The organism is Blautia faecicola, from assembly GCF_004123145.1.
Classification (GTDB): Bacteria; Bacillota; Clostridia; order Lachnospirales; family Lachnospiraceae; genus Oliverpabstia; species Oliverpabstia faecicola.
In genome coordinates this window covers 2991493-3014667 of the sequence record NZ_SDKC01000001.1, presented here as the reverse complement: position 1 = coordinate 3014667, position 23175 = coordinate 2991493, and the positions used below count along the sequence as shown (strand labels likewise).

The following is a 23175-nucleotide window of genomic DNA, read 5'->3' as shown; positions in this document are numbered from 1 at the left end:
CACATATCTAATACTCAGAGTCCTGAGAAAATATCCGATGTATATACAAAAATGAATATAGGACAGAATATGGACATTTTCTTTAGGGATTTTGTAATAAAGTTATGTCGTCAATGAAATGCGTTCTCTTTGATGGAAGAGAGAAGTATGGTACTATAGAAAGAAAGTCTCCGTATTTTGTCCTGTAAGAAGGAAAGGGAGACGCAATGAACGAAGAGACAAAAACAATGACACAGGAAACGCAAAACAGAGAAGAGTTTATCATGCTTCCAACCGTAGATTTCTGCTTTAAAGAATTGATGCAAAATGCAAGGGTAAGGCAGGGAATGATCGCAGCATTATTGGGTGTAGAACCGGAAGAGATCGAAGAAACCATTTTGCTGCCGACAATCTTACATACAGAATATCCGGACGATAAATACAGATTTGCTTGAGATCCATGTGTTGGAACTGAAAAAGCTGCCGGAGAAAGAACAGAATGAGTCCGGAATTATCCGTTGGATGCGTTTCCTGGGAGCGAAAAGCAGGAAGGAGTTTGAGAAGATGGCAAAAGAAGACTCTTATATAGACGAAGCGTATGAGATGTTAAAACATATGAGCGCGGATGAGAAAAAACGCTTAGAATACGAGGCAAGGGAAAAAGCTATCCGGGATTATCATTCGCAGATGCAGGCTTCGAGGGAAGAAGGTAGAAAAGAAGGAAGGGAAGAAGGGAAAAAAGAAGGAGTTGCAAGCATTATAACAAATATGTTACGAAAGGGAAAAAGTCCGGAAGAAATTGCAGATATGACAGGTGAGGATCTGGAAGAAATACAGGAGATTCAGAAACAGTTGTTATAGGGGAATCATTGTTTCATGTTATATAAAAAAATTGAAAAAAGCTGCAACATTTTTGCAGGCTGAACTGTATAGAAAGTGAAACCGAAAAACAAAGAGAGACAGGAGCGGGAAACGATGATGGGTTATCAGACCGGAACGTTGACGGGTATCGAAACGTGGATGGTGGAAAGAGGGATTAGGGACAGGATCGCTGCGTGGTATCTGTTCGTGGAAAAGGAGAAACAAAAGATCGGGCAGATATTTGCCGTGATCCGAAAGGAGACAGAACAGAAAAAGGCGGTCAAAATTGCCGGGAAGCAGAAGGCAGAGGTGCTTGCGGAACGGATTCTGGATGTGTATGGAGATGCTGTGCTGCGGCTTGCGTATACCTACGTACATAATATGAGTGATGCGGAGGACATCCTGCAGGAAACACTGATCCGTTATCTGGAGAATCGTCCGGTGTTTGAAAATGAAAAGCACGAAAAGGCATGGCTATTCCGGGTGGCGGCGAATCTGAGTAAAAATAAGATTGCCTACAATAAGATCCGTCAGGCAGACCAGCTGGAGGATCAGCTGATCGCGCAGGAACGGGAAGATCTGACTTTTGTGTGGGATGCGGTAAAGAGACTTCCGGAAAGCTACCGGGAAGCGATTCATCTGTATTATTATGAAGGATTTCCAACAGCGCAGATTGCAGAGATTCTGGGAAAAAAGGAGAGCAGTGTGCGGTCTGATCTTCGAAGAGGAAGAGAAAAACTGCGGAAAGTTCTGAGAGAGGAGTATGATTTTGAGTAAGTTATATGATGAAATCATGGAAAACATCCACCTGACACCAGAAACGAGAGAACAGATCCTGCGCCATGTCTCGGAAAGAGAACGAAAGGCAAAGGTGCAAACCATGAAAAAATGGACAAAATATCTGTCGGTTGCAGCGTGTTGCGCACTGGTCGTGGGAGCTGCTTATGGAATTCATACGTTACATCCGGACAAAACAGTCAGTGAGGAAGAAGATATGACTACTACGGATGTGGCAGATGGTGGAGTGCAGATGCCAAATCCGATGCAGGAGTATGGTTCTGCGGAGGAACTTTCCGATGCGGTGGGATTTACCGTCAAAGAGATCGGAGAACTTCCATTTACCGTGAAGGAAACCCAGTATTTTATCTATGATGATACGCTGGCTGAGATCCGCTATACCGGGGATGATCAGGAAGTGTATTTCAGAAAATCACAGGGGGATGATGAAGATAACAGCGGCGTATACAACACATACAGCCAGGAGACTACGATCAACGTGGGAGAGGCAGAAGTCACCTGCAAGGGAGACAGCGATGCGTATGAACTGGCGATCTGGCAGCAGGGAGGATATTCGTATTCGATCAGTCTGCAAATCGGAATCAGCCTGGAAGAGTTGCAGGCGATGATAGAAACGGTGGAAGATTAGGCAGACAGGGGGACGGAAGCATGAAGAAAAGACTATATCGGTGGAGATTCTTTCTGGCAGTTGTTGTGGTGATCCTGGCAGGAGCCGGCATCTGGATCTTTCAAAAGAAATCCAGAACATTTGTACCGGCAACAGAGGTTTCACTGAAAGGTCCTTATGGAACACTCACATTGCAGCTGCCGGAGGAATGGAACTATGAGATTCAGACGGAAGAACAGGATACTGTGTATGGAATCAGTTTTTATCGAGGGGAAGATAAAGAAAATGAAGTTCTGGTGAAGTACGAAAAGGATTATCCAGGTGAAACATGTGGGACAGGGTTGGAAGAAAAGAAGATCCGGCTGGCAGGAGAAAAAGCCCTGGAAGAATCGAGAGACGGTTTTGCATCTGGCATATGGGAGGAGATTGTATTTCTGGGTGAAAAGAGCGATATCCATATCATCAATCCATGTGGCGAGAGTGCATGGTGGAAAGAAAATGAAAAACAGGTTATGCAGATCCTGGACACACTGCAATATGATCCGGAGACAACCGCAGATGAATGCCAGGTGGAGGTTCAGCAGCAGATAGAAGAAGGTTTTTTGCCGGAAGGTTCTGTTACCGGGATCACCATATCTACCCGCCCGGGAGAAACGAGGTATGAGCTGTCCGATGTAGAGAAAATCAAAACAGTCACAAACTATCTGAACCATCTGAAAATGGAAAAGAACAGTTCCGTGGATCCGGAAGATTATGATGGAATGATATCGGATATCCAGGTGAACTATGCTGGCGGAAAAGAATGTATGGTTCAGCATATGGCAAATCAGTTTGTCCGGAAAGACGGCGGTCCGTGGTATCAACTGGAGAAAGAAGAAGGACTCCGCTGGGATTCGATTCTGGAAGAAGTAAGCGGATAATGCGAGAGCCGGTTTTGAGACAGGCATTTTGGTTCGTGATTGTGAAGGGATTGAAATTGTCATAAATGAAAGAAAAAAGCGGATGTATCTGCCGGTCTGACAGATACATCCGCTTTTGGTATCTATAGTTATGATTATTTCAGATTTGCTCTCTTTCTCAGTCTGGAATCCAGAATCTTCTTACGGATACGCAGGCTGGTAGGAGTGATCTCCAGGAGCTCATCGTTATCGATGAATTCCAATGCCTGTTCCAGGCTCAGGACTTTCGGCGGGGTCAGTTTCAGGGCGTCATCTGCGGAAGAAGAACGGGTGTTGGTTAGATGTTTGGTCTTGCAGACATTCAGCTCGATATCTTCGGCTTTACCGTTCTGTCCGATAACCATACCGGCGTAAACTCTTTCGCCAGGTCCGATAAACAGTGTACCACGCTCCTGTGCAGCGAACAGACCGTAAGTTACGGACTCGCCGGCTTCAAAAGCGATCAGGGAACCCTGTTTTCTGTACTGGATATCTCCTTTGTACGGAGCGTAGTCGTCAAAACTTGTGTTCAGGATACCGGTACCTTTGGTGGAAGTCATGAACTCTCCACGGAAACCGATCAGACCACGGGCAGGAATCTCGAATTCCAGACGGGTGGAACCGTCGCTTCCGGTGCTCATACCCTGCAGGGAACCTTTACGTTCGCTCATTTTCTGGATGACTGTACCGGAGAACTCTTCCGGAACATCGATGTAAGCCAGTTCCATAGGCTCTAACAGTTTTCCACGTTCGTCTTCTTTATAAAGAACTTCCGCTTTACTTACTGCAAATTCATAACCCTCACGACGCATGTTCTCGATCAGGACAGACAGATGCAGCTCTCCACGACCGGATACTTTGAAGCAGTCCGGAGAATCGGTATCTTCCACACGCAGGCTGACATCGGTGTTCAGTTCGCGCATCAGACGTTCTCTCAGATGACGGGAAGTTACGAATTTACCTTCCTGACCTGCCAGCGGGCTGTCATTTACCATAAAATGCATGGCGATGGTCGGCTCGGAAATCTTCTGGAACGGGATTGGTTCCGGATTTTCCACGTCACACAGGGTATCTCCGATGTGGATCTCCGGGATACCGGAAATAGCAACGATAGAACCGATGCCTGCTTCCTGTACTTCTACTTTGTTCAGGCCTTCAAACTCATACAGTTTGCTGATCTTTACTTTTTTCTTCTTGGAAGGATCATGATGGTTCATCAGCATCACTTCCTGGTTGACAGCGATCTTACCGTTGTCTACTTTACCGACACCGATACGGCCTACATATTCGTTGTAGTCGATGGTGCTGATCAGAACCTGGGTACCTGCTTCCGGGTCACCTTCCGGAGCCGGGATGTATTTTAAGATCGTCTCAAACAGAGGTTCCATATTTTCCGGTGTATCGTTCAGATCCAGAACAGCGTGGCCTGCTTTTGCGGAAGCATACAGGAACGGACAGTCTAACTGTTCGTCGGAAGCATCCAGATCCATCAGAAGTTCCAGAACTTCATCGATGACTTCATCCGGACGGGCTTCCGGACGGTCGATCTTATTGATACATACGATCACGTGCAGATCCAGTTCCAGTGCTTTTTTCAGAACGAATTTGGTCTGCGGCATAGCACCTTCGAACGCATCTACGACCAGGATAACACCGTCTACCATCTTCAGGACACGTTCTACTTCGCCGCCGAAGTCCGCATGACCTGGAGTGTCGATGATGTTGATCTTGGTATCTTTGTAATAAACAGCTGTATTTTTGGAAAGAATCGTGATACCACGTTCCCGCTCGATATCGTTGGAGTCCATAACACGTTCCTGGACTTCCTGATTCGCACGGAATACGCCGCTCTGACGAAGTAACTGGTCTACCAGAGTGGTTTTACCATGGTCTACATGGGCGATGATCGCCACATTACGAATATCTTCTCTTTTGATTTTCATAAACAATTTCCTTTCTATGCATATAAAGAGCCCGTAAAACGGGCATTTCCAACGATACAAGTCTATCACATTTTTTTCAGATTACAAGGGATAAAAAAATTTTTTTCAAAATGTGGTTCTAAATATGGAAGAAACGGAATAGATATAAAATATACAAAATACAAAAAAGAGGAAGGGGAACTACAATCATGACAGATAAGATTATTGAAAACAATCAGGTGGAAATCATGGGAAAAATCGCATCCCAGTTTACATTCAGCCATCAGGTATTCGGCGAGGGCTTTTATATGGTAGATGTGCTGGTCAAACGACTCAGCGATTCCGAAGACCGGATCCCGGTCATGATCTCGGAGCGTCTGGTGGATGTGAACGAAGATTATGAAGGGGAGTATATCCATGTGATGGGGCAGTTTCGCTCCTACAACCGCCATGAGGAAAAGAAAAACCGGCTGGTGCTCTCGGTGTTTGCCAGAGAGGTGGAATTTGTGGAAGATGACGATGAAAATATGAAGAGCAACGCCATTTTCCTGGATGGATACATATGTAAACCGCCGGTCTACCGGAAAACACCGCTTGGCAGAGAAATCGCGGATCTTCTGATCGCTGTCAACCGGCCGTATGGAAAATCGGACTATATCCCGTGCATCTGCTGGGGCAGAAATGCCAGATATGCATCCGCTTTTCAGGTGGGCGGCCATGTCCTGATCTGGGGCAGGATCCAGAGCCGGGAATACGTGAAAAAAATCAGCGAGGAAGAGACACAGAAGCGGACCGCATACGAGATTTCTGTGAGCAAACTGGAATATGCGGATTGACAATAAAAATGAATAATGATATGATTGAAAAAATAAAATGTTTTTACAAATTTAGGTAGAGGTTGCATTTTTTATCAGTAATTTGTCGGATGTTTCAGGAGCAGAAGAAGGCAAAGGAAAGGAAAAAGTGCCGAAAGGGCGAAGAAACCTGAAACTTGGTTCTTGGGCGTGTCTGTGAAGAACGGCATGACTGTCATCGAAAGATGGAGTGCTATCCAAAGAAAACATGTGATGATTTCATAGCGAATTCTTAAAAGGTGGACCTCCGGATGGTGGTGCACCTTTAGTATTTATGCAAAAGAAAGGAGTAAAAATAGATATGGCTATTTTTGAAGGAGCAGGTGTTGCGATTGTCACACCTATGAAAGAAAACCTGGAAGTAAACTATGACAAGCTGGAAGAATTACTGGAGGAGCAGATTGCAGGCGGCACAGACGCTATCGTTATCTGCGGAACAACAGGAGAATCTGCAACACTGACCGAAGAAGAGCATATGAGAACGATCAAATTTGCCATTGATAAGGTAAATCATCGTATCCCGGTTGTTGCAGGAACCGGATCCAATTCTACCGCAACCGCAACACAGATGTCCAAAGAGGCAGCAGAGGCAGGCGCAGACGGTATCCTTCTGGTAACTCCTTACTATAATAAAGCAACACAGAACGGACTGATCAAACACTATACAACGATCACAGACGAAGCAAAAGTACCGGCGATCCTGTACAACGTACCGAGCCGTACCGGATGTTCTCTGGCAGCATCCACCGTTGCTTATCTGGCAAAAAATGCAGAATATGTAACCGCTATCAAAGAGGCATCCGGAGATATCAGCCATGTGGCAGACATCATGCATGCCTGCGACGGAGCGATCGATCTGTATTCCGGAAATGATGATCAGATCGTACCGATCCTGTCATTGGGTGGAAAAGGTGTTATCTCCGTACTGTCCAACGTGGCACCGAAGGAGACACATGACATCGTTGCTCTGTTCATGGAAGGCAAAGTAAAAGAAAGCTGCGAACTGCAGTTAAAGGCTCTGCCGTTAGTCCATGCGCTGTTCAGCGAGGTAAATCCGATCCCGGTAAAAGCAGCCCTGAACCTGATGGGCAAAGAAGTAGGACCGCTTCGTCTGCCACTGACCGAGATGGAAGCAGCACACCAGGCAGTTCTGGCAGAAGAAATGAGAAAATTCGGTATCAAACTGGCATAAAGACAGCAGGAAGAAACAGGAGAGAACGCAAATGGTAAAAGTAATCATGCATGGCTGCAACGGCCATATGGGTCAGGTGATCACCCAGTTAGTGGAGAAAGATCCTGAAATTGAAATCGTAGCAGGGATTGATTTAAATGACTGCAGAGACAACGGATATCCGGTATTTACCGATATCTGGACCTGCGATGTGGAGGCAGATGCCGTGATCGACTTCTGTACGGCAAAAGCGACCGACACACTGTTAGAGTACTGTGAAAAGCGACAGATCCCGGTTGTACTGTGTACCACCGGTCTGACCGATGAGCAGATCAAAAAAGTGGAAGAGACCAGCAAACATGTGGCAGTCCTGAAATCCGCAAACATGTCTCTTGGTATCAATCTGCTGATGAAACTGGTAAAAGAAGCAGCTCAGACCCTGGCAGCAGCCGGATTTGACATGGAGATCGTGGAAAAACACCATCGCCTGAAAGTGGACGCTCCGAGCGGAACCGCCCTGGCACTGGCAGACAGCCTGAACGAAGGACTGGACAACGCTTATCATTATACCTTTGACAGAAGCCAGAGAAGAGAACAGAGAGATGACAAAGAAATCGGTATCTCTGCTGTCCGTGGCGGAACGATCGTCGGAGAACATGATGTGATCTTCGCCGGTGACGATGAAGTGATCACATTCCAGCACACCGCTTACTCCAAAACCCTGTTTGCAAAAGGTGCGATCCAGGCAGCCAAGTTCCTGAAAGGAAAAGGACCGGGCTGGTATCAGATGAGCGATGTCATCGGATAAGTTTAAAAAATTGTTTTAAATATTAAAAACAGAATACAGAGAACATGAATACGGTCGTTTTTTCAAAAAGCGGCCGTATATTTTTGCATTTTCCGACACATTCTACAACTGTACAGGTGGATATTTTATATGCCTGAAAAATGAAGGAAAGGGATGCTGTGGAAAGCTACAGACACAGCAGAAAAGGAGATGCAGAATATGAAACATGTATGGAAGAGATATCTGATCGTAACCGCAATGACCGTTGTGCTCGGACTGGCAACAGGATGTGGCAATGTTGCGGACGATACGAACAACAACCGGAACAACACACAGGATGAAAATACGACGGATGGCAATGAAAATAAAAACAACACCGACGGTTTCCAGGTACCCGCGGGCGACAACAACGGAACCGCTCCGGATACCAACACGGATATGAACAACAACGGAACCGACGGCAACAGCAATATGAACGGCGCCACTTCCGGGGAAGGTACGGTAGATGAGAATGGAAATATCATCGAAGACCTCGGCGAGGATGTCGGTGAGGGAATCAAAGATGTGGGAGACGGTATCGGAGAAGGTGTGGAGGATCTGACCGGCGGCGGAAGCAGGGATGCAAATCAGCAGAATGCACGGTAAATTTCCGGTAATAGAAGAATCGAATCCTATGGGTGGCTGCTGTTCGCACGGTATACTCTGGCGATAAGGAGAACGTGACGAACAGTGCCTCTCTTTTTCTGAGACTGTGTTTACAATATCTTACAAGGTGTGTTGCCGGACACGGAGTGCGCAGTAATTTTGAAAATGTATGGCGGGGTAATTATTAAGAGAATAGTTGCCGTATATTTGGAAAAATGATATGATGTAGAAAATTTACCACGTTACAACGTGACAGCATACAGAAAGAACAGAAGAAGAGAGGGAAATACTATGAGATTTCGTCCATGTATCGATATTCACAACGGAAAAGTAAAACAGATCGTAGGTGGCAGCCTGCGGGATCAGGGAGATCAGGCTCAGGAAAACTTTGTGGCTGAGCAGGATGCTCCCTTTTTTGCGCGCCTCTATCAGTCCCGTGGGATCCGCGGCGGTCATATTATCCTATTAAATCCTGCAACTTCGCCTTATTATGAAGCGACGAGACAGCAGGCAATAGAAGCGCTGAAAGCCTATCCGGGCGGGATGCAGATCGGCGGCGGGATCCGGGAAGACAATGCGGAGAGTTTTCTGGATGCCGGTGCCAGTCATGTGATCGTCACCTCGTATGTGTTTAAGGACGGGCAGATCAACTGGGAGAATCTGGAGAAACTGGAGCGTGCCGTAGGAAAGGAACACCTGGTTCTGGACCTGAGCTGCCGGAAAAAAGACGGACAGTATTATATCGTGACAGACCGCTGGCAGAATTTTACCCAGGTGCCCGTATCGGAACAGACGATTGCGGAATTTTCTTCCCACTGTGATGAGTTTCTGGTGCATGCAGTAGATGTGGAAGGAAAAGCTTCCGGGATCGAGGTGGAGCTGGTGAAGCTTCTGGCGAAGAAACATCCGCTTCCGGTCACCTATGCCGGCGGCGTGGGAAGTTTTCAGGATCTGGAGACGCTGCGCGTGGCAGGGGAAAACCGGGTGGATGTGACGGTCGGCAGTGCGCTCGATCTCTTCGGCGGCAGTATGAAGTGGGAGGATGTCCTGGATATTTGTCAGAAGAGTGAAAATTATTCCGAAAAATAACAGATTCTGAACACTTAAAAAACTGTCTCTGAATTTGACAGAAAAAGATGCGTAAAAATTATGAATTTTCACGAAATAGTTGCAAAATTCAAGCATTATTGGTATAATAAAGACACTTACAAGGGAGCCGGAAGGAATCGCTGACCGTGGTATTTATCGATTCTGACTCCATAACTGTAAAGGTAGAGACAGTTACTTGTAAAATAAAGTGCGAAGGGGTTGGACAGCATGAAATTTATTATCATTGGAAGAAATATTGACGTTACAGAGGGACTGAAATCAGCCGTACAGGAAAAGCTTGGTAAGCTGGAACGGTATTTTACTCCGGAGACAGAGATTCATGTAACCTTGAGTGTGGAAAAAGACAGACAGAAGATTGAAGTTACCATCCCGGTAAAAGGAAACATTATTCGTTCCGAGCAGGTGAGCAGCGATATGTATGTATCCATCGACCTGGTAGAGGAAGTCATCGAGCGTCAGCTTCGCAAATATAAAACCAAGATCGTCAATCAGCAGCAGGCAGGAGGAAACTTCCAGAAAGAGTTTGTGGAGGATGAATTCCTGGAGGACGAAGAGGTTAAGATTATCCGTACCAAGAAGTTTGGTATTAAACCGATGTATCCGGAAGATGCATGTGTGCAGATGGAATTGCTGGGACATAATTTTTATGTGTTCAGGAATGCGGAGACGGATGAGGTGAATGTGGTTTATAAGAGAAAGGGAAATACTTATGGCTTGATTGAGCCGGAGTGTTAATTGCTTTGAAAATGTAAATGGAGAGGGTCACTGGTTGGTGGCTCTCTCTTTTTTTGGGGTGGTTTAAGACGGACGCCCGTGGGAGTTGGCTCGTGGGGCGAGGACAGCGGGCAGGGCAACTTTGAACTAATCCCTAACTGCGACTAAGACGCTCGCGAGAGCGCTCGCGCCTAAGTCTCCGTAAGGGCTGGATTTCAAAGCCTGCCCTAAGCGCCCGCAAAATGCCCCCGCCCCAGGATCCAACTCCCACGGGCTGACAATGGAAAAAACTGACTTAGAAAGGAAAGGTTTTGGTGGATTTTTTGGGATTTGCCAGTGGGGCAGATGCAGGTGAGTGATACGGGGCAAGAATGCACAATTTACTTGTGCATTCTTCGGTAAAGTGTTAGAATATAATATGGTGCACTAGACTGGAAATGGTATCGGTTGGGTGTGCCGGGAAATTGAGATTGACAGTGTATTTAGTAACAAAAAATAAATTGGATTTTATAGGAGTGGATTGATGAAATTATCTGAAAAGATCTTTGGAACGCACAGTTCCAGGGAGTTGAAAAGAATTATGCCGCTGGTGGATCAGATTGAAGCGCTGCGGCCGACGATGCAGGCGATGACGGACGAGGAGCTGAAGGATCAGACCAGAAAGTTCAAGGAGAGACTGGCAGAGGGAGAGACGCTGGATGATCTGCTTCCGGAGGCATTTGCTACAGTGCGTGAGGCGGCTAAGCGTGTGCTGAATATGGAGCATTACCGGGTACAGCTGATCGGTGGTATTATTCTGCATCAGGGACGTATCGCTGAGATGAGAACCGGTGAAGGTAAGACGCTGGTTTCTACCTGTCCGGCCTATCTGAATGCGCTGGAAGGAAAAGGCGTGCATATCGTAACCGTCAATGATTACCTGGCAAAACGAGATGCTGAGTGGATGGGTAAAGTCCATGAGTTCCTGGGTCTGAAGGTCGGTGTGATCTTAAACTCCATGAAGAATGACGAGAGACGGGAACAGTATGCATGTGATATCACATATGTAACCAACAACGAGGATGGTTTCGACTATCTGCGTGACAACATGGTTATTTATAAAGAACAGCTGGTGCAGAGAGAGCTGCATTATGCGATCATCGATGAGGTCGACTCCGTATTGATCGATGAGGCGCGTACTCCTCTGATCATTTCCGGACAGAGCGGAAAGTCCACCAAACTGTATGAAGTCTGCGATATTCTGGCAAGACAGCTGGAACGTGGAGAAGCCAGCGGTGAGATGACCAAGATGACAGCGATCATGGGCGAGGAAATTGTCGAGACCGGTGATTTTATCGTCAATGAAAAAGATAAAGTAGTAAACCTGACAGAAGAAGGTGTGAAGAAGGTAGAGAAGTTCTTCCACATCGAAAATCTGGCAGATCCGGAGAATCTGGAGATCCAGCACAATGTGATCCTTGCACTGCGTGCGCATAACCTGATGTTCCGTGACCAGGATTATGTTGTAAAAGATGATCAGGTACTGATCGTTGATGAATTTACCGGACGTATCATGCCGGGAAGAAGATATTCCGATGGTCTGCATCAGGCGATCGAGGCAAAAGAGCATGTAAAGGTACGCCGTGAGAGTAAGACTCTGGCAACTATTACTTTCCAGAACTTCTTTAACAAATATGCGAAAAAAGCAGGTATGACCGGTACGGCTCTGACCGAGGAACAGGAGTTCCGTGAGATCTACGGTATGGACGTTATCGAGATCCCGACAAACCGTCCGGTACAGCGTATCGACCTGGATGACGCGGTATATATGACAAAGAAAGAAAAATTTCGCGCTGTTGTGGAAGAGATCAAGAAAGCACATGCGAAGAACCAGCCGGTACTGGTAGGTACGATCACGATCGAGACTTCCGAACTCTTAAGCAACATGCTTCGGAGAGAGGGTATCGCTCACCAGGTACTGAATGCGAAGTTCCATGAGCTGGAGGCAGAGATCGTTGCACAGGCCGGTGTGGCAGGTGCAGTTACCATTGCGACCAACATGGCAGGTCGTGGTACCGATATCAAGCTGGACGATGAAGCGAGAGCAGCCGGTGGATTGAAGATCATCGGTACCGAGCGTCATGAGTCCCGTCGTATCGATAACCAGCTGCGTGGTCGTGCCGGACGTCAGGGAGATCCGGGTGAGTCCCGTTTCTATATTTCTCTGGAAGATGATCTGATGCGTCTGTTCGGTTCCGAGAAGCTGATGTCTGTATTCAGCAGCCTCGGTGTTGCAGAGAACGAGCAGATCGAGCATAAGATGCTTTCCAGCGCGATCGAGAAGGCACAGAGAAAGATCGAGAGCAACAACTACGGTATCCGTAAGAACCTGCTCGAATATGACCAGGTAAACAACGAACAGAGAGAGATCATTTACAAAGAGAGACGCCGCGTACTTGACGGAGACAACATGCGTGATGCGATCTGCAAGATGATCACCGATACCGTGGAAAATACCGTGGATATGTGTATCAGCGATGAGGTGGATTCTGATGAGTGGGATCTGGTGGAACTGAATACGATCCTGCAGCCGATCATTCCGGTGAAGACGATCACCAAGGAAGATGTCAAGGGTGTTCGTAAGAACCAGTTAAAACAGAACCTGAAAGAAGAAGCGATCAAACTGTACGAAGTAAAAGAAGCAGAGTTCCCGGAACCGGAACAGATCCGTGAACTGGAACGTGTGGTACTGCTGAAAGTTATCGACAGAAAATGGATGGATCATATCGATGATATGGAACAGCTGCGTCAGGGTATCGGTCTGCAGGCTTACGGACAGAGAGATCCGAAAGTTGAATACAAGATGAGTGCTTTCGAGATGTTTGACGAGATGATCGCAGGCATCCAGCAGGATACCGTTCGTCTGCTGTATCACGTAAGAATCGAGCAGAAAGTAGAACGTGAGCAGGTAGCGGAAGTAACCGGAACCAACAAAGACGAATCCGTCAAAGGACCGGTACGTCGTGCGGAACAGAAAGTATATCCGAACGATCCATGCCCGTGCGGAAGCGGCAAGAAATACAAACAGTGCTGCGGAAGAAAACTGGTATAAAGAAAAAGAAAAACGGCTGTTGATGCGATAGCGTAGTCAACAGCCGGAAATGTATAAAATATTGTATAAGGAAAGAGGGTAAAACCTTTGGTAGAATTAGATCAGTTTAAAGCAACATTGAATTCCTATGCGAAACCATTGGAAGAAATGAGAGATTCCCTTGATCTTGAGAACAAGGAAAAGCGAATCGAAGAATTGGAAAGAAAGATGGAAGAACCGGATTTCTGGGACAATCCGGAGCGCTCCCAGGAGATGATGAAAGAACTCAAAAGTCTCAAGGACGATAAAGAGATCTATGAAAATCTGGAGAGCCAGAGAGACGATATGGAAACTCTGATCGAGATGGGATACGAAGAAAATGATGCTTCGGTCATCTCTGAGATTCAAGAGATCATGGATCAGTTCGAGGCTGATTTCGAGACGATTCGTATGAAAACCCTGTTATCCGGGGAATACGACAGCAAGGATGCCATCATCAAGTTAAATGCCGGAGCCGGCGGAACCGAGTCCTGCGACTGGGCGGGTATGCTCTACCGGATGTACACCAGATGGGCAGAAAAGAAAGGATTTGCCCTGGAAGTTCTGGATTATCTGGATGGCGATGAAGCTGGTATCAAATCAGTAACCTTTGAGGTACACGGGGAAAATGCCTACGGCTACCTGAAATCAGAAAAAGGGGTACACCGTCTGGTGCGTATTTCACCGTTCAATGCGGCAGGAAAGAGACAGACTTCTTTCGTATCCTGCGATGTTATGCCGGATATTGATGAAGATCTGGATGTGGAGATCAAAGAGGACGATCTGCGTATCGATACCTATCGATCCAGTGGTGCCGGTGGTCAGCACATCAACAAGACTTCTTCTGCCATCCGTATCACACATATTCCGACCGGAATCGTGGTACAGTGCCAGAATGAACGTTCTCAGTTCCAGAACAAAGACAAGGCGATGCAGATGTTGAAAGCAAAGCTGTATCTGTTAAAACAGCAGGAAAATATGGAAAAACTTTCCGGTATCCGTGGCGAAGTGACAGACATCGGCTGGGGTAACCAGATCCGTTCCTATGTATTGCAGCCATATACAATGGTAAAAGACCACAGAACCGGAACCGAGAGCGGTAACGTGGACAGCGTTCTCGACGGCAATCTGGATCCGTTTATCAACGGTTATCTCAAGTGGATCGCCCTTGGCGGAAAACAGCCGGAGAACGCAGACGAAGAAATGTAAAAAGGAGGCAGGCATATGGGCATTATCAGAGCAATCAAACAGACCGTCGGCGGTACACTCGCCGATCAGTGGCTGGAAGTGATCGAACCGGAAAATATGGGAGGTCAGACCGTACTGACCGCAGGTGTCCACACAGGAAAAGGAGCAAACCGAAAAGGTGGGAAAGATACCATCTCCAACGGATCGGTGATTCATGTATATGAGGGACAGTTCATGATGTTGTTAGACGGCGGACGGATTGTGGATTACAGTGCAGAACCGGGGTATTTTACTGTGGATAATTCCTCTATGCCGTCGATGTTCAGCGGAAGTCTGGACGATGTGGTAAAGAATTCTTTTGACCGGTTCCGTTTTGGCGGGGCAACACCGACTTCACAGAAAGTGTTATACCTGAATCTTCAGGAGATCAAGGGAATCCGTTTCGGCACCAGAAATCCGATCAGCTATTTCGATAATTTTTACAATGCAGAACTGTTTTTAAGAGCGCATGGAACGTATTCCATCCGGATCACAGATCCGATCAAGTTCTATGTGGAAGCCATTCCGAAAAACAAAGACCAGGTAGAGATTACAGATATCAACGAGCAGTATCTGTATGAATTCCTGGATGCGCTGCAGTCCTCCATCAATCAGATGTCAGCAGACGGCATGCGGATTTCCTATGTACCGTCCAAGAGCCGGGAACTGTCAAAATATATGGCAGATACCCTGGATGAGGACTGGAGACAGACCAGAGGTATGGAGATCCAGGCGGTAGCAATCGCGAGCCTGTCCTACGATGAAAAATCACAGGAACTGCTGAATCTGAGAAATCAGGGAGCGATGCTGCAGGATCCATCCATTCGGGAAGGATATATGCAGGGCGCTTTTGCGAGAGGAATGGAAGCGGCAGGAAGCAATGCAAACGGCAGTACCATGGGATTCATGGGAATGCAGATGGGAGCACAGATGGGCGGCAATATGGCAGCTTCCATGTCGGCAGCGAACCAGCAGCAGATGATCCGGAATCAGCAGATGCAGCAGGAGGCAGCTGCGGCAGCACATCATGCAGCAAACGAGCCGGATATCTGGATATGCAGTTGTGGACAGCAAAATACCGGAAAATTCTGCAGTGAGTGTGGACGTCCCCGTCAGATGGGACCGTGGACATGCAGCTGCGGACAGAAGAATACCGGAAAGTTCTGCAGTGAGTGCGGAAAACCAAGACCATAAGGCAAAAAGACGAAGCAGATATATCCATATAGGAAGATGAGGAGGAAATCATGGCGGTAGTCAGTTTCAAATGCCCCAATTGCGGCGGCGAACTGGTATTTGATCCGAATACCCAGAGCTACTCCTGTCCTTATTGTAATTCTGAGTTCTCTCAGGAACAGATTGATACGATGCAGAAAGAAAACCAGCCGTCTCAGGAAACTTCTGAGGCGGCTGATTCTGCAAAAGGGCAGGAACAGGAAGAGGCGGCAGTGTATGTCTGCCCAAGCTGTGGCGCCGAGATCGTGACAGATCCGACGACGGCAGCTACAGAATGTTATTATTGTCACACCCCGGTAGTATTATCGGGGAGAGTTTCCGGGGAATACCTTCCGCAGCAGATCATTCCGTTTGCAATCGACCGGAAAAAAGCGGAAGAGATTTTCTTGGAGAATATGAAAAAGAAGAAATTTGTTCCGCACGGATTCTTCAGTGCGAAACAGATTGAGAAGATGAACGGTGTGTATTTTCCATACTGGATGGTGGACTGGCGGGGAGATGCCTCGATGGAGGCAGAGGCTACGAAAGTCCGCACCTGGAGAACGGGTGATACGGAATACAGGGAAACACAGTTTTACCGGGTGTACCGGGAAGGAAATGTGGAATTTGATGATATGCCGAAGATCGCACTGCAAAAAGCGAACCGGAAGCTGGTAGAGGGTGTGCAGCCGTATGACCAGAAGGCGGTAAAACCATTTTCCATGGGATATCTCTCCGGTTTCCAGGCAGAACGGCGGGATCTAGAAAAAGAAGCGTTTGGAGCGGAGATCGCGCGGGATACCGAGCAGTATGCAAAAAGAGTGCTTGAAAATGATATGCGCGGTTACACGACGGTACGGCCGGTTCATCAGCAGGTGGGTAACCGACAGGAGCGATGGCGTTATGCGCTGGTTCCTGTGTGGACGGTGACTTATAAAGGAAGAAACGGAAAGATTTATTATTATACCATCAACGGACAAAACGGCAAGGTGTGCGGAGAACTTCCGGTTGATTATAAGAAACTGAGCCTGGTATCATCACTGATCACCGGTGTGGTATTTCTTTTGGGACTGGCAGGAGGATTTTTGTTATGAGGATGAGAAAAAAGACGGGATACCTTCTGTTGACACTTCTGCTTCTGCTGGTTCCGGTATCTGCATGGGCGGATGGCACCGCGGTAGACGATCAGGCAGGACTTTTTTCACAGGAGGAAGAACAGGAACTTACCGACCGGATCGAAGAACTTACGGCGGACTGGAACATGGATTTTGTGGTAGTGACGACGGAAGATGCGGAAGGTAAGACCTCTGAGGAATATGCGGATGATTATTATGATTATAACGGATATGCGGATGACGGCGCGCTGTATCTGATCGATCTGGACAACGGTTCGGTGTGGATCTCAACGGCGGGAAAGATGATTCGGTATCTTACCGATGCGAGAATTGATGCAGTGATCGATGCGGGATATGATAATCTGAAAGCAAAGAATTATGCGGACGGTATTCTTGAGATGCTGAATGAGACAGAGAGTTATCTGGAAGACGGAATTCCTTCGGATCAGTATAACTATGACACGGAGACGGGAAAAATATCAAGATACCGCAGTATTACGGTCTATGAAGCCATCGGAGCGGCTGTGATCGCACTGCTTTGCGGCGGCGGATTTGCAGCAGCTGTGCTGGGATCTTACCGGTTAAAAAAGAAAACGTATCGGTATCCGTATGAGAGCCAGGCAAAGGTACATTTTACGAGAAGGGATGACCAGTTCCTTCATCGAAGCATCACACAGCGGAGAATCCCGAGAGATCCGCCGTCGGGCGGTGGTGGTGGCGGTGGAAGCCGGAGTTCCACACATACTTCCAGCAGCGGTACCTCACATGGCGGCGGCGGTCGGAGCCTGTAATATTTTATGCGAGCCTGACTTGAAAAACATGTTTTGCCGCATTTGCGAAAAAATTCTTGCACCGGATGGCAATGTATGGTAATATCTTTTGGACGACTACAAATGTGTTTCTGATGCGAACATGCAGAGCCACAGGAAAGAAAGAGAAGACATGGAGAAAAAGACAAAATATTATGTGGTAAGAGAGAAGGCTGTCTCGGAAGTGCTCTTAAAAGTAGTGGAAGCGAAACGGATCCTGGATTCGGAGCAGGTAACTACCGTGCAGGAAGCGACCGAGCAGGTGGGCATCAGCCGCAGTTCATTTTACAAATACAAAGACGATATTTTTCCTTTTCACGATCAGGCAAAAGGAAGAACGGTTACCTTTATTTTACAGATGGATGATAAACCGGGGATTCTTTCGGATATTCTGCGCACCATCGCTGAATTTCGCGGAAATATCCTGACCATTCATCAGAGTATTCCGATTAACGGAATCGCAACGCTGACGCTGAGTGTGGAGATCCTGCCGGAAGCGGGAGACGCGGAAGACATGATCGGCCAGATGGAACAGCAGACAGGCGTACATTATTTGAAAATATTAGGCAGGGAGTAGAAAACAGATGATACAGATTGCAGTATTAGGCTACGGCACAGTGGGATCCGGTGTGGTGGAAGTGATCAACCGGAACCAGGAAAGCATCAATAAAAAAGCAGGGGAAGAGATCAACATCAAGTATGTATTGGACCTGAGAGATTTCCCGGGAGATCCGGTACAGGAAAAGATCGTACATGATTACGAAGTGATCGCCAACGATCCGGAGATCAAGATCGTGGTAGAAGTAATGGGAGGAACCAATCCGGCATATACATTCGTTAAAAGAGCGCTGGAGAGCGGTAAATCCGTATGTACCTCCAACAAAGAACTGGTTGCAAAACACGGTGTGGAACTGATCCAGATCGCAAAGGAGAAAAACTGCAACTTCTTATTTGAAGCAAGCTGCGGTGGCGGTATTCCGATCATCCGTCCGCTGAATTCTTCTCTGACAGCAGATGAGATCGACGAGATCAGTGGTATCTTAAACGGAACAACCAACTATATTTTAAGCAAGATGACAAGTGACGGTTCCGAGTTTGAGGATGTGCTGAAGAATGCGCAGGAACTCGGCTATGCGGAGCGAAACCCGGCAGCAGATGTCGAGGGCTGGGATGCCTGCAGAAAGATCGCGATTCTTTCTTCTCTGGCATTCGGTCATCATGTGGATTTTGAGGAAATCTATACCGAGGGAATCACAAAGATCACTTCTGCGGATATCCGGTATGCGAAAGCATTTGGCGCGACCATCAAACTGCTGGCAACCAGCAAGCGGATCGGCGACAAATACTATGCGATGGTATGCCCGGTGATGATCAACGGTGACAGCCCGCTGTTCAGTGTCAACGATGTATTTAATGCGATCGTGATCCACGGCAATATGCTGGGGGATGCGATGTTCTACGGAAGCGGTGCAGGAAAACTGCCGACAGCCAGTGCGGTTGTAGCTGACGTGGTAGATGCAGCCAAACACCTGAACCGTTTTATTATGACGGGATGGAGCAGCGAGAAACTGGAAATGATCGATATCAGCCAGGTAGAGAGCAGATTCTTCGTCCGTATGAAAGGCAGCTACACCGAGAGTCTTGCAAAAGTGGAAGAAGTGTTCGGAACCATCGATGCGAAGGTTGTCGCAGAGGTTGGCAAAGAGTTTGGATTTATTACCTCTAAGATGAAAGAGGAAGAATACAGAGCGAAAGCGGCACAGTTCGATAACATTATCGGCATGATCCGGGTTCGGTTCTAAAGAAAAAAACAGAGAAATGGCATGTCTGTGTCGTTCTGAAAAAGGACGGCGGACATGTCATTTTTTTTAGGAAAATTCGTGTGGAAAAAACATGTGACCGTGCAGGAAAGAATGGGAAAAAACTTTGAAAATAATCGCCATGGAAGCGGTTGACGCATGGAAAAAAAGGGTTTATCATTTAGTGCATATCCATGTGAGGGCGCCCGGAACGGGGGTATCACGAATGGAAATACAGCAGAGGCAGGAAGCGGATTACGCCACAGCAGGCTGATCCGCTTCTGTTTGCGTAGAAACACAGGAGGAGAAACATGTTAATCGTGAAAAAGTTCGGCGGCACTTCGGTGGCGGACAAAGAACGCATTTTCAATGTGGCAAAGCGATGCATCCGTGATTATCAGAACGGGAACGATGTGGTAGTGGTTTTATCTGCCATGGGAAAATACACGGACGAGCTGATTGCCAAAGCAAAAGAAATCAATCCGAATCCATCCAAGAGAGAGATGGACATGCTGTTTACCATCGGGGAACAGATGTCGGTGTCTCTGATGGCCATGGCGATGGATGCACTGGGTGTACGTGCCATTTCCCTGAATGCATTCCAGGTAACCATGCACACGACAAGCAATTACAGCAATGCAAGACTTAAAAAGATCGATACCGAGCGGATCCGCCGGGAGCTTGATGACCGTAAGATCGTGATCGTCACAGGTTTCCAGGGGATCAACAAGTACAACGATTACACAACCCTTGGAAGGGGTGGTTCCGACACGACGGCAGTAGCTCTGGCAGCAGCGCTTCATGCGGATGCCTGCGAGATCTATACGGACGTAGATGGTGTCTACACCGCTGACCCGAGACTGGTGCCGACAGCGAGAAAGTTAAATGCGATCACCTATGATGAGATGCTGGATCTGGCGACTCTCGGAGCAGGTGTGTTACATAACCGATCGGTGGAGATGGCGAAAAAATACGGCGTACCGCTGGTGGTACGTTCCAGTCTGAATGAATCTGAAGGTACTGTTGTCAAGGAGGTTGTAAAGAAAATGGAAAGAATGTTGATCAGCGGCGTTGCCCTGGACAGAGATGCAGACCGTATCTCCGTGATCGGAATCAAGGATGCACCGGGTAGTGCGTTTAAATTATTTAATACACTGGCAAAGAAGAATATTAATGTGGATATTATCATCCAGTCTGTCGGACGTGAGGGAACGAAGGATATTTCCTTTACGGTTGCACATGATAATCTGAAAGAGGCGATTGAACTGCTCAAAGAGTATCAGGAAGTGCTTGGTTTTGAGAGAGTGGATTATAACTGTGAAGTTGCGAAACTTTCGATTGTAGGCGCCGGCATGATGTCCAATCCGGGTGTGGCTGCAAAGATGTTTGAGTGTCTGTATAATGAGAACGTGAATATCAATATGATTGCGACTTCTGAGATCCGGATCACGGTGCTGGTGAACAGTGAGGATGCGGTTCGGGCGATGAATGCGGTGCATGGTGCGTTTGGGTTGGCTGAGGCGTAAAATAATTAGTTTGATATAGGTTTGTTGCTAAAGAGGACGTGGCGAGCCCCGGAGGGATCCAGGGTGAGACAACGAGGGCAGGGCAACTTTGAACTAGCCACTAACTACGACTATATTCACTTGGGTCAGCTGACCCAAGCGAAAGTCTCCGTAAGTGTCGGATTTCAAAGCTTGCCCTAAGCGCCCACAAAGTGTTGTCTCACCCTGGATCCCTCCGGGGCTCGCCACTGGTTTTGGCAGGAACTAATGTGGTGAAAGTTGCTGTTTTTGGTAGTATATTTTGGGAAAATCAGAAGAGAGAATAGAATGTAAAAAACATGCGATTTTTTTACTTAGAGGTAATGGATACCCAGCAAGAAGGCGGGCAAGGTTCCCCTGGAGGAGACACTTTGTTGCATTGCATCCGGAAGGAGCTGCCAGTGGCAGGTCCTGTAGGTGTGCGGTTAGAGTGAGCTTTAAGATCCTCTGCTTACGGAGACTTAGGCTCGAGCGCTCTCGCGAGAGTCTTAGTCGCAGTTAGCAGATAGCTTAAAGTCACTCTGCACACGTCTCCCCAGGGGAACCTTGCCCGCCTTCTTGCGTCCGGGGAACGATTATACCTCCCCGGTGATCTTCCGGTAGAAGTTTGCCATTGTCACCTGCAGATAAGGGATCACCCACAAAAGTCCGATCCCGCATGCAATCGCGCCCAGCAGATAGATTCCGATGAAGCTGAGCTGCAGATAAAAGAGTTTTCCCTTTTTGCCTCTCATGATCCGCACACTTTCTTTGAGTGCCTGCATGGCTTCGATGTCGATGTAGTCGGTCAGGAAGAACATGGTCTGGCTGAACATCAGGGAGAGGATCAGGTAGATCACGAGTCCCACGCACAGGACGGCGGTGCCGGCAAGGAGGAGAGTTACGGACTTCTGGCGGTAGCCGTAGATGCAAAGTCCGCTGCCAGGGAGGATGCACAGGTAGGTCAGAAGAAGGATCACACCCTGCGCCAGGATCACGCGGTCCGGATGATGCTTGAAACCGTAGAAGAGGTCCTGAAAGCGGATGTCATAGCCTCTGGCGGTGTCAAGAGCGATCTTTAACAGACCGATATTCAATACCGAGAGGATCAGTGAGAGAATAAAGGTCGACAGATAATAAACCACGGTGTGACTGATACCAAGCGTTTCCACGGTGGCGGAAGTAGCAGTCAGCGGGTTCAGGATGGATGAGGTTCCGAGTACCAGATCCATCAGATTCGAAGCGACCAGTGTGATCAGGATGTAGAGCACATTGGTTCCGATAAACGTTCCGTATTTTCCCGAAAGCTGGTTTCGGGCCATTTTTTTCAGTTCTTTTGATGAAATATTCATAAGTCAAAAACCTCCATAAACAATCACATACCGCCCTGGTACATCTCATAAAGCTGCTGATACTGCTGAAGGAGTTCCGGGAAATTCTGGTAGACGGTGACTGCGGCGTAAATAAAAATAGCAATGCCAAGGCAAAGACCGATGCTGGAAAGAATACATCCCAGTCTTGCCTGCGAATCCATCTTATCCCCTTTGCGGGAGAGCAGAGCGAATAAAATGCCGAGCGCTCCTACCGGGAAAGAAAGTCCGCTGACCAGAAAGAACAGAGAAAGCGTTCCGGCGGTCATGGAAGCGGTACTGAATCCATTCCCACGCTTCGGCGGCGGAGTTATCCGCTGTTCCGCCTCCTGCCAGGAGCCGGGATTTGGCTGTTGATCGTTGTACATGATGATAACCTCCTATTTAAAAATCGGTAACATTTATGAAAAACAGATTTGTTTTAATTTTTCAGTTGTCTTTCAGTATACCACAGAAGTAACGCGGTCGAAAGCAGGAAAATCAGAATTTGACGGAATCTGGCAGTGATCACAGGGGGACAGGAAAAATCGGCATTGACAAGGAAACCCGCCTTTTGGTAAGGTAGTACAGGACACAATGAAAGAAAAACATAACTGTGAAGTAGTGGACAGTTACAAAAGGAGAC

The 23175-nt window shown here is 47.4% G+C and carries 23 protein-coding genes and 1 riboswitch; of the genes, 20 read left to right on the top strand and 3 right to left on the bottom strand.

What is annotated here, in order from left to right:
- Positions 1 to 206 precede the first annotated feature (206 nt).
- The 5 genes from ETP43_RS17760 to ETP43_RS13610 all read left to right on the top strand — a co-directional run bounded on the left by ETP43_RS17760 (position 207) and on the right by ETP43_RS13610 (position 3165).
- On the top strand, positions 207 to 434 hold the full coding sequence (locus ETP43_RS17760) for a hypothetical protein (RefSeq protein WP_243114296.1): 228 nt from the start codon (positions 207 to 209) through the stop codon (positions 432 to 434).
- A 10-nt stretch (positions 435 to 444) separates the two neighbouring features.
- Positions 445 to 840: an Rpn family recombination-promoting nuclease/putative transposase gene (locus ETP43_RS17755; RefSeq protein ID WP_243114295.1), complete on the top strand. Its 396-nt coding sequence runs from the start codon at positions 445 to 447 to the stop codon at positions 838 to 840.
- A 75-nt stretch (positions 841 to 915) separates the two neighbouring features.
- Complete coding sequence (locus ETP43_RS13620) at positions 916 to 1617, top strand: RNA polymerase sigma factor (protein WP_243114294.1); 702 nt, start codon at positions 916 to 918, stop codon at positions 1615 to 1617.
- A complete protein-coding gene (locus ETP43_RS13615; RefSeq protein ID WP_129258657.1) occupies positions 1610 to 2266 on the top strand; it encodes a hypothetical protein in 657 nt (218 codons plus the stop codon). The genes ETP43_RS13620 and ETP43_RS13615 overlap by 8 nt, the downstream gene beginning before the upstream one ends.
- 20 nt (positions 2267 to 2286) lie before the next feature.
- Positions 2287 to 3165, top strand: a complete 879-nt coding sequence (locus tag ETP43_RS13610) for a hypothetical protein (RefSeq protein WP_129258655.1) — start codon at positions 2287 to 2289, stop codon at positions 3163 to 3165.
- Between the two features lie 134 nt (positions 3166 to 3299).
- On the opposite strand, the gene typA is transcribed toward ETP43_RS13610, so the two are convergent.
- The gene (gene typA / locus ETP43_RS13605; RefSeq protein WP_022399737.1) at positions 3300 to 5126 is read right to left on the bottom strand and encodes a translational GTPase TypA; all 1827 of its coding nucleotides are present in this window, start codon (positions 5124 to 5126) and stop codon (positions 3300 to 3302) included.
- Between the two features lie 188 nt (positions 5127 to 5314).
- Here typA and ETP43_RS13600 point away from each other — a divergent pair, with 188 nt between their 5' ends.
- The 14 genes from ETP43_RS13600 to ETP43_RS13535 all read left to right on the top strand — a co-directional run bounded on the left by ETP43_RS13600 (position 5315) and on the right by ETP43_RS13535 (position 21183).
- Positions 5315 to 5941 (top strand): single-stranded DNA-binding protein, encoded by a 627-nt coding sequence (locus ETP43_RS13600; protein ID WP_022399736.1) that lies wholly within the window; start codon positions 5315 to 5317, stop codon positions 5939 to 5941.
- Positions 5942 to 5989: 48 nt separating this feature from the next.
- A riboswitch (Lysine riboswitch) is annotated at positions 5990 to 6163 on the top strand.
- A gap of 97 nt (positions 6164 to 6260) precedes the next feature.
- Positions 6261 to 7151, top strand: a complete 891-nt coding sequence (gene dapA, locus ETP43_RS13595; RefSeq protein WP_022399735.1) for a 4-hydroxy-tetrahydrodipicolinate synthase — start codon at positions 6261 to 6263, stop codon at positions 7149 to 7151.
- Between the two features lie 31 nt (positions 7152 to 7182).
- Positions 7183 to 7938, top strand: coding sequence for a 4-hydroxy-tetrahydrodipicolinate reductase (gene dapB, locus ETP43_RS13590; RefSeq protein ID WP_022399734.1), 756 nt, complete (start codon positions 7183 to 7185; stop codon positions 7936 to 7938).
- 198 nt (positions 7939 to 8136) lie between these two features.
- Complete coding sequence (locus tag ETP43_RS13585; RefSeq protein ID WP_129258652.1) at positions 8137 to 8562, top strand: hypothetical protein; 426 nt, start codon at positions 8137 to 8139, stop codon at positions 8560 to 8562.
- A 291-nt stretch (positions 8563 to 8853) separates the two neighbouring features.
- Positions 8854 to 9651, top strand: a complete 798-nt coding sequence (gene hisA / locus ETP43_RS13580) for a phosphoribosylformimino-5-aminoimidazole carboxamide ribotide isomerase (RefSeq protein WP_129258650.1) — start codon at positions 8854 to 8856, stop codon at positions 9649 to 9651.
- 228 nt (positions 9652 to 9879) lie between these two features.
- A complete protein-coding gene (hpf, locus tag ETP43_RS13575; RefSeq protein WP_022399731.1) occupies positions 9880 to 10407 on the top strand; it encodes a ribosome hibernation-promoting factor, HPF/YfiA family in 528 nt (175 codons plus the stop codon).
- A 502-nt stretch (positions 10408 to 10909) separates the two neighbouring features.
- Entirely contained in the window at positions 10910 to 13477 is a 2568-nt protein-coding gene (gene secA / locus ETP43_RS13570; RefSeq protein WP_022399730.1) for a preprotein translocase subunit SecA, read from the top strand.
- 87 nt (positions 13478 to 13564) lie between these two features.
- Entirely contained in the window at positions 13565 to 14704 is a 1140-nt protein-coding gene (prfB, locus tag ETP43_RS13565; protein WP_129258648.1) for a peptide chain release factor 2, read from the top strand.
- A 15-nt stretch (positions 14705 to 14719) separates the two neighbouring features.
- Complete coding sequence (locus ETP43_RS13560; RefSeq protein WP_129258646.1) at positions 14720 to 15916, top strand: SPFH domain-containing protein; 1197 nt, start codon at positions 14720 to 14722, stop codon at positions 15914 to 15916.
- A gap of 50 nt (positions 15917 to 15966) precedes the next feature.
- On the top strand, positions 15967 to 17028 hold the full coding sequence (locus ETP43_RS13555; protein ID WP_129258644.1) for a TFIIB-type zinc ribbon-containing protein: 1062 nt from the start codon (positions 15967 to 15969) through the stop codon (positions 17026 to 17028).
- Positions 17025 to 17840 carry a TPM domain-containing protein gene (locus tag ETP43_RS13550; protein WP_129258642.1) on the top strand — a complete coding sequence of 272 codons (816 nt, stop codon included), beginning with the start codon at positions 17025 to 17027 and terminating at the stop codon, positions 17838 to 17840. The genes ETP43_RS13555 and ETP43_RS13550 overlap by 4 nt, the downstream gene beginning before the upstream one ends.
- A gap of 151 nt (positions 17841 to 17991) precedes the next feature.
- Positions 17992 to 18435, top strand: coding sequence for an ACT domain-containing protein (locus ETP43_RS13545; protein ID WP_022399725.1), 444 nt, complete (start codon positions 17992 to 17994; stop codon positions 18433 to 18435).
- A 7-nt stretch (positions 18436 to 18442) separates the two neighbouring features.
- Positions 18443 to 19660, top strand: a complete 1218-nt coding sequence (locus ETP43_RS13540; protein ID WP_129258640.1) for a homoserine dehydrogenase — start codon at positions 18443 to 18445, stop codon at positions 19658 to 19660.
- A gap of 308 nt (positions 19661 to 19968) precedes the next feature.
- Positions 19969 to 21183 (top strand): aspartate kinase, encoded by a 1215-nt coding sequence (locus tag ETP43_RS13535; protein WP_129258638.1) that lies wholly within the window; start codon positions 19969 to 19971, stop codon positions 21181 to 21183.
- A 593-nt stretch (positions 21184 to 21776) separates the two neighbouring features.
- On the opposite strand, the gene ETP43_RS13530 is transcribed toward ETP43_RS13535, so the two are convergent.
- Together ETP43_RS13530 and ETP43_RS13525 are read right to left on the bottom strand one after the other, a co-directional pair.
- Positions 21777 to 22532 carry a DUF975 family protein gene (locus ETP43_RS13530; protein WP_129258636.1) on the bottom strand — a complete coding sequence of 252 codons (756 nt, stop codon included), beginning with the start codon at positions 22530 to 22532 and terminating at the stop codon, positions 21777 to 21779.
- 23 nt (positions 22533 to 22555) lie between these two features.
- Positions 22556 to 22918, bottom strand: a complete 363-nt coding sequence (locus ETP43_RS13525) for a hypothetical protein (protein WP_129258634.1) — start codon at positions 22916 to 22918, stop codon at positions 22556 to 22558.
- Here ETP43_RS13525 and ETP43_RS17135 point away from each other — a divergent pair.
- Positions 22917 to 23057, top strand: a complete 141-nt coding sequence (locus tag ETP43_RS17135) for a hypothetical protein (RefSeq protein WP_164979721.1) — start codon at positions 22917 to 22919, stop codon at positions 23055 to 23057. The genes ETP43_RS13525 and ETP43_RS17135 overlap by 2 nt on opposite strands.
- Positions 23058 to 23175: the final 118 nt, after the last annotated feature.